Origin of the sequence: Moorena sp. SIO4E2 (assembly GCF_010671945.1) — a bacterium.
Classification (GTDB): domain Bacteria; phylum Cyanobacteriota; class Cyanobacteriia; order Cyanobacteriales; family Coleofasciculaceae; genus Moorena; species Moorena producens.
The window spans coordinates 1-6,056 of record NZ_JAAHIE010000454.1 but is presented as its reverse complement, the minus strand read 5'-3'; the positions used below and the strand labels follow the sequence as shown (position 1 = coordinate 6,056).

Here is a 6,056-nt window from a genome sequence, read left to right as displayed (position 1 = left end):
AGAGGTTGTCTGAGAAGTCTCATTTGCTACATCCAAGCCCCCTAAATCCCCCAATCTTGGGGGACTTTTAGAAGCAAACGGACTCTTTTTCCCCCCAAAGTTGGGGGGCTAGGGGGGCAAAATTCACTATAAAAACACTTTTCAGATATCCTCTGATGGGACGGGTTATTTATAAAAAACCATTCTATCTCTTGATGCAGTGTCTCATCGGGGACTGCATCAAGACAACGACCTTGTTCTTTTGGTCTAGACACGATTAAACAACTTTTTATAATGAAATAGCCCTGGTATCAAGACAATGTATTTTTAGGGGTAATCGCTCCTTTAAACTACTCATTTACTATAATCATTTGAGGAGAGCCATTTTCTTGAGGAACTATCTGTTGAATACTGGTATCTACCTGCGGTATTAATTCAATTAAGGCATCGAAAACGGAAAGTAAAAATATAAAAAATAAGAAACTCATGGGAATCGAAATAATAAATTGGATCAGTGTCTGTCCTAAATCATTCCTAATGGCTAGCCCCATCAGATGATCAACTCCATAGTCGATATGCCAATTTCCTTGTTCATCTTGATAGACGTCTTTAACTTTCATGATTAGCCTCGCTCATCCAATAACTTAAAAAAATACAAATCCACAAAACTTATAGATCACATGACGCTATAATCGACGATGCTACCCTTGATAAAGTAAGGGTTTATGCCTATTAAAAGTTACAGGTGGCGTAGTATCTAGTCACGGAGCTGCTCCCAAAATTGATTAGTTAAGGTCTATATAGTAATCAGGGCTAGCTGAAAAATTTATGCAATCGGATTTTTTTCCGTAACTGAAGTTCCCCCAAAGTTTGAACTACTCGAAACCTCAATCCCAAGCTCTGTGGCGTTCCTAGGCTTGTCGGTACTTATTGCTACTGGGTACAGTCTTATTGAGAATGCTCACAACGTTTATCTGAAGGGCGTTTGAGCGATGCAGAGGTGCGACCCGTGGCGAATTTAATTCGCCTACGGAAAACGCACCATTACGGTCTTGGGGAGGCAGCGCGGTCTTGGGGGTCTCCCCCATGAGCGACTGCCGTGGTTTCCCCCACTCGCTATTGCATCAAGAAGCGATTTGGTTCTCAAATAAAAATGCGACCAGTGCCTATAGTTGGATTATATTCCAATTGCAGACATACTTCAAGAACCAACATGGGTACACAATTTTTGGGCTCAATCGCTATATCCCTTATGGGGAGAGCTTTTAACTAGTATAGTAGTACAAATGAACGGGGGAACTTCAGCCGTAAGGGCAGTGGTCGGAAATGCTTTCCCTTAGCGGCTTCTAGGTCTCATCCCATCCGCGTTAACTGTGTAGCTGTGTTAACTGTGTAGTTGTTAATCAAATCACAACCATGGTGGCTTAGTCATCAAAAATATCCAACTGTTCGATGGTCATCTCTTGGTCGCTCACCTTTTGGCCAGTTGTATTCCTAGCTGACAATTGTTTGCCAATCCCCTTGCGCAACCCCAGGGCAATTTTACTGTGCTTCTCAATTTGCTTCATCACCTGTTTCGCCCGATTAATCACTGAGGTTGGTAAACCCGCTAAACGTCCTGCCTCAATCCCATAAGAACGGTTAGCTCCTCCTGGCTGTACCTGATGCAAAAAGATGATTTCATTGGCTAACTCTTTTACGGTCACTTGATAATTAGCGACATTGGGCAAAATCGAGGCTAACTCATTCAACTCATGATAATGGGTGGCAAAAATCGTTCGTGCCTTAATTTCCATGGCCAGATACTCCCCGACCGCCCAAGCGATGGAAAGACCATCAAAGGTTGCTGTGCCTCGACCAATCTCATCCAACAACACTAAAGACTTATCCGTAGCATGATTGAGAATATTCGCTGTCTCGTTCATTTCCACCATAAAGGTAGACTGGCCTGTTGCTAAATCATCCACCGCACCGACTCTGGTAAAAATGCGATCGCATATCCCCAAACTTGCTTCTGATGCTGGCACAAAACTTCCCACCTGTGCCATCAACTGAATCAATCCTACCTGACGCAAATAACAACTCTTCCCACTGGCGTTAGGTCCGGTCAAAATAATCAAATCAGGAATATCCGTTTCGGTGGCAGGTTGCAGGTTGTTTGGTTGCAGGTTGTTTGGTTGAAGGTTAGAAGGTTGAAGGTTAGAAGGTTGAAGGTTAGAAGGTTGAAGGTTAGAAGGTTGAAGGTTAGAAGGTTGAAGGTTAGAAGGTTGAAGGTTAGAAGGTTGAAGGTTAGCAGGTTGAAGGTTAGCAGGTTGCTCGTTATCGGGTTGCTCGTTATCGGGTTGCTGGTTAGAAGGTTGCTCGTTAGAATTTTCAACGTTCAACTCAGAAGAACCTTCAACGTTCAACTCCCCGTCAACCTTCAACTCCCCGTCAACCTTCAACTCCCCGTCAACCTTCAACTCCCCGTCAACCTTTAACTTGTTTTGACCTAAAGACGCGGAATTCGGGACAAACAAGCCACTGGGCAAGGACTGTTCCACCACTGGATGCCGTCCATCTATAATCCGAATTTCCCGGCTTTGATCCATATCGGGACGACAATATCCCTGATAAACAGCGACCTCTGCTAATCCACACAACACATCCAATGCTGCTACCGCCCGAGACACACCCCGAATCCTGTCAGCTTCCAGCCCTACCTCATGGCGCAAGCCCACAAAAATTTCATACTCTAAACGATTCAAATCCTCCCGGGCCGTGAGAATCCGTGCTTCCCGTTCCTTCAGCTCTGGGGTTATATAGCGCTCTTCATTAACTAACGTCTGCTTCCGAATATAATCATCTGGTACCTGAGCTGTCTTAGCACGAGGTACACTAATGTAATATCCAAAGGTCTTATTAAACCCTACCTTCAGCTTGGGAATATCTGTCTTTTCCCGCTCCGTTACTTCCAAATTAGCAATCCACTGCTGATCCTCCTCGGCTTGAGCACGCATTTCATCCAACTGCTGATTGACCTGAGGCCGAATTAATTTTCCCTCAGTCAGATGCAAGGGTGGTGACTCTACCAGATGCTCCTGCAGTGTGTGCCCTAACTCTTCCAATTGTGGCGGTACATTCTGCATCACTTTCAGATAGGGAGAAGAGCCATAAGCCGCTAGGTCAGCTAATTCCGGTAACCTCAACAGAGAATCCCCTAAGGCTACTAAATCTCTGGCATTAGCTCTACCAGAACTTGCTTTCCCTGTCAACCGATCCAAGTCATAAATTTTCCGAAGCAGCTGCTGTAAGTCCTGGCGCAGTCCAGTATTCTCCACTAATTCCGCGATGGTATCATGTCGCGCCCGGATTCCCTTAATCTCTAGTAATGGTTGGAGTAGCCAGCGCCGCAATGCTCTACCTCCCATGGCTGTACTGGTTCGATCTAGAGCCCAAAGCAGGGAACCGTTAAAGGTGTTATCTCGGACAGTAGCAGTAATTTCGAGATTGCGACGAGTCTGGTGGTCGAGAATTAAATAATCAGCAATGGTATAGGTCCGTAATATCTGTAACGCTACATAATTTTCTTTTTGGGTATCTTTCAGATATTCCAACAACCCACCAGCAGCACGGACACCAAGGGGCAGATGTTCACACCCTAACCCTTCAAGCGATCGCACTTTGAACTGTTCCAACAGTCGCTGTCGGGCTTCTGCCAAGGTAAAGTGTCGTTGGGGACGGAGTGCATAACAAAATGAATTTGGTAAACAATCCGGTAAACTCTCAGAGGTCTGACCAGGTCGTAGCATACTCCCCAAATCGGGAGCATTGGTGGGAATTAATACCTCCGACGGCTGCAAGCGCATCAATTCCTGAACCAGCAGGTCTAACTCTCGGTCTTGAGTAGTCAGAAATTCCCCAGTGGAAATATCTGCATAGGCTAAACCCCAATGATTCTTAGCAATCACTACTGCTGCCAAGAAATTGTTACGACGAGCATGGAGCATCTCCTCTTCCATCAAGGTACCGGGGGTAAGGACACGGGTGACTTCCCGGCGCACCTGACGTCCTTCTTTGGCTGCTACTGAGGCATCTTCCACTTGGTCACAAATTGCGATCGCATAGCCTTTTTCCACTAGCATGGTGCTGTAGCGGTCCAAAGCATGGTGAGGAACCCCTGTCATTGGCACCCGTCCCACTCCCTTACCAGCTTCTTTGCTGGTTAAGACCAGTTCCAGGGCTTCAGAAATTATCCTGGCATCCTGAAAGAAGGTTTCATAGAAGTCCCCAACTCTGTAGAGCAGCACAGCATGGGAATACTGGTCTTTTAGTTCAGCAAAATGGTGCATCATCGGTGTCAGCTTACTGCGGTCCACTGTCCGATGGTCAGTATTCTCAGGCGCAACTTTCCTTGCTGCTTCAGTTGCCCTTTTCGGAAGGTTATCGTTGGATTCGGGAGTAGATGCTTGAGGGGATCTGCTCATGTAATAAGCTAGAAATACCAATACTCTATAGTAAGAGGTAAATCTAACTCATCTTCAGTTTGTTAGATTCATTTCCACTAAGGGTTTATTACTATATCGCAATGGTTTTATCAAGACTAGGCAGCAGAGTAAACACATCTAATTGATTGATTCATACATATAGTGTTTCTTTATTTCCATAAACACTATATGTATAAAATATCTTGTCAATAAGCACAATAACACCGGGTTTATTGAGAACTACCCCCGGTTTGTTGACAAGATGCGCTTACCCTGGCATTGTATAGCCTAGCCAGAATGTCTAAATTATTCTAAATCATTCTTAATTATTATTAATTTTTTATAACTTTGCTAACTAAACTATTCTCAATTGTGCTAACTAAATTATTATCAATTATGTGTATGTTTAATACTTAGCAATTCCCTTGCTGATGCCCCTATAAAGTGGAATAAATTAAACAGCTGTTGATGACAGTATTGTGTTTATTTAAAATATTCTAAATTTATTAATAGCTTGGGAGGGAATCGAATCACATTTATTCACATGAAACGGCGTATAACAAATGAAAAGTGTCATCAGACGTCGAATGTTTTTGGTTGTACTCGCTACCATGACCGGGCTATTTACAACCTTGACCCCTGTTTTGACTGAAGGTAAGTCTGGTTTTCACATTCTTTATGCCTTGAAGCCCAACGGTCAACTGTCCTACTATAGCTATAGTGGTCTACCGAATCCTAATAACTTTCAGAATCAGGGTGCGGAGACGGTTATTTCAAACGGTTGGAACGAATATAGTAAAGTTTTTTCCGGAGGTTGTGGAGTTTTGTTTGCTCTAAAGCCCAACGGTCAACTGTCCTACTATAGCTATAGTAGTCTACCGAATCCTAATAACTTTCAGAATCAGGGTGCGGAGACGGTTATTTCAAACGGTTGGAACGAATATAGTAGAGTTTTTTCCGGAGGTTGTGGAGTTTTGTTTGCTCTAAAGCCCAACGGTCAACTGTCCTACTATAGCTATAGTGGTCTACCGGATCCTAATAACTTTCAGAATCAGGGTGCGGAGACGGTTATTTCAAACGGTTGGAACGAATATGGTAAAGTTTTTTCCGGAGGTTCTGGAGTTTTGTTTGCTCTAAAGCCCAACGGCCAACTGTCCTACTATAGCTATATTGGTCTACCGGATCCTAATAACTTTCAGAATCAGGGTGCGGAGAAGGTTATTTCAGACGGTTGGAACGAATATAGTAGAGTTTTTTCCGGAGGTTGTGGAGTTCTGTTTGCTCTAAAGCCCAACGGCCAACTGTCCTACTATAGCTATATTGGTCTACCGGATCCTAATAACTTTCAGAATCAGGGTGCGGAGAAGGTTATTTCAAACGGTTGGAACGAATACCAGAATATCTTCTAGGGTCAGCCAGGTTTATAGCTCAGGGTAAGAGCATCTCAATCACGCTTGACAAAAGGAACTAGGGCAAACGCATCTAAATTGCAAAACCCTTATCCAGTAAGGATTTAATCAATTGATTTCAAACAGAACTCGATCGCTGAAATCCTGACCCCGCCAGCATGTACAAAAATAAGATGCGTTTCCCCTGGACTAGGGAGTTGAT

4 protein-coding genes are annotated in these 6,056 nt (G+C 44.0%); 1 reads left to right on the top strand and 3 read right to left on the bottom strand.

Annotated features, from left to right (window positions below; translation table 11 throughout):
- Positions 1-329: 329 nt before the first annotated feature.
- From F6K37_RS30300 to mutS, 3 genes are all read right to left on the bottom strand, one after another.
- Positions 330-599, bottom strand: coding sequence for a hypothetical protein (locus F6K37_RS30300; RefSeq protein ID WP_287254211.1), 270 nt, complete (start codon positions 597-599; stop codon positions 330-332).
- 291 nt (positions 600-890) lie between these two features.
- Positions 891-1,067, bottom strand: coding sequence for a hypothetical protein (locus tag F6K37_RS30295; protein WP_287254209.1), 177 nt, complete (start codon positions 1,065-1,067; stop codon positions 891-893).
- Positions 1,068-1,403: 336 nt separating this feature from the next.
- Positions 1,404-4,445, bottom strand: a complete 3,042-nt coding sequence (gene mutS / locus F6K37_RS45735) for a DNA mismatch repair protein MutS (protein ID WP_287254207.1) — start codon at positions 4,443-4,445, stop codon at positions 1,404-1,406.
- Between the two features lie 563 nt (positions 4,446-5,008).
- On the opposite strand from mutS, the gene F6K37_RS30285 reads away from it, so the two are divergent.
- Positions 5,009-5,854 (top strand): tachylectin-related carbohydrate-binding protein, encoded by an 846-nt coding sequence (locus F6K37_RS30285; RefSeq protein WP_271968844.1) that lies wholly within the window; start codon positions 5,009-5,011, stop codon positions 5,852-5,854.
- Positions 5,855-6,056 lie beyond the last annotated feature (202 nt).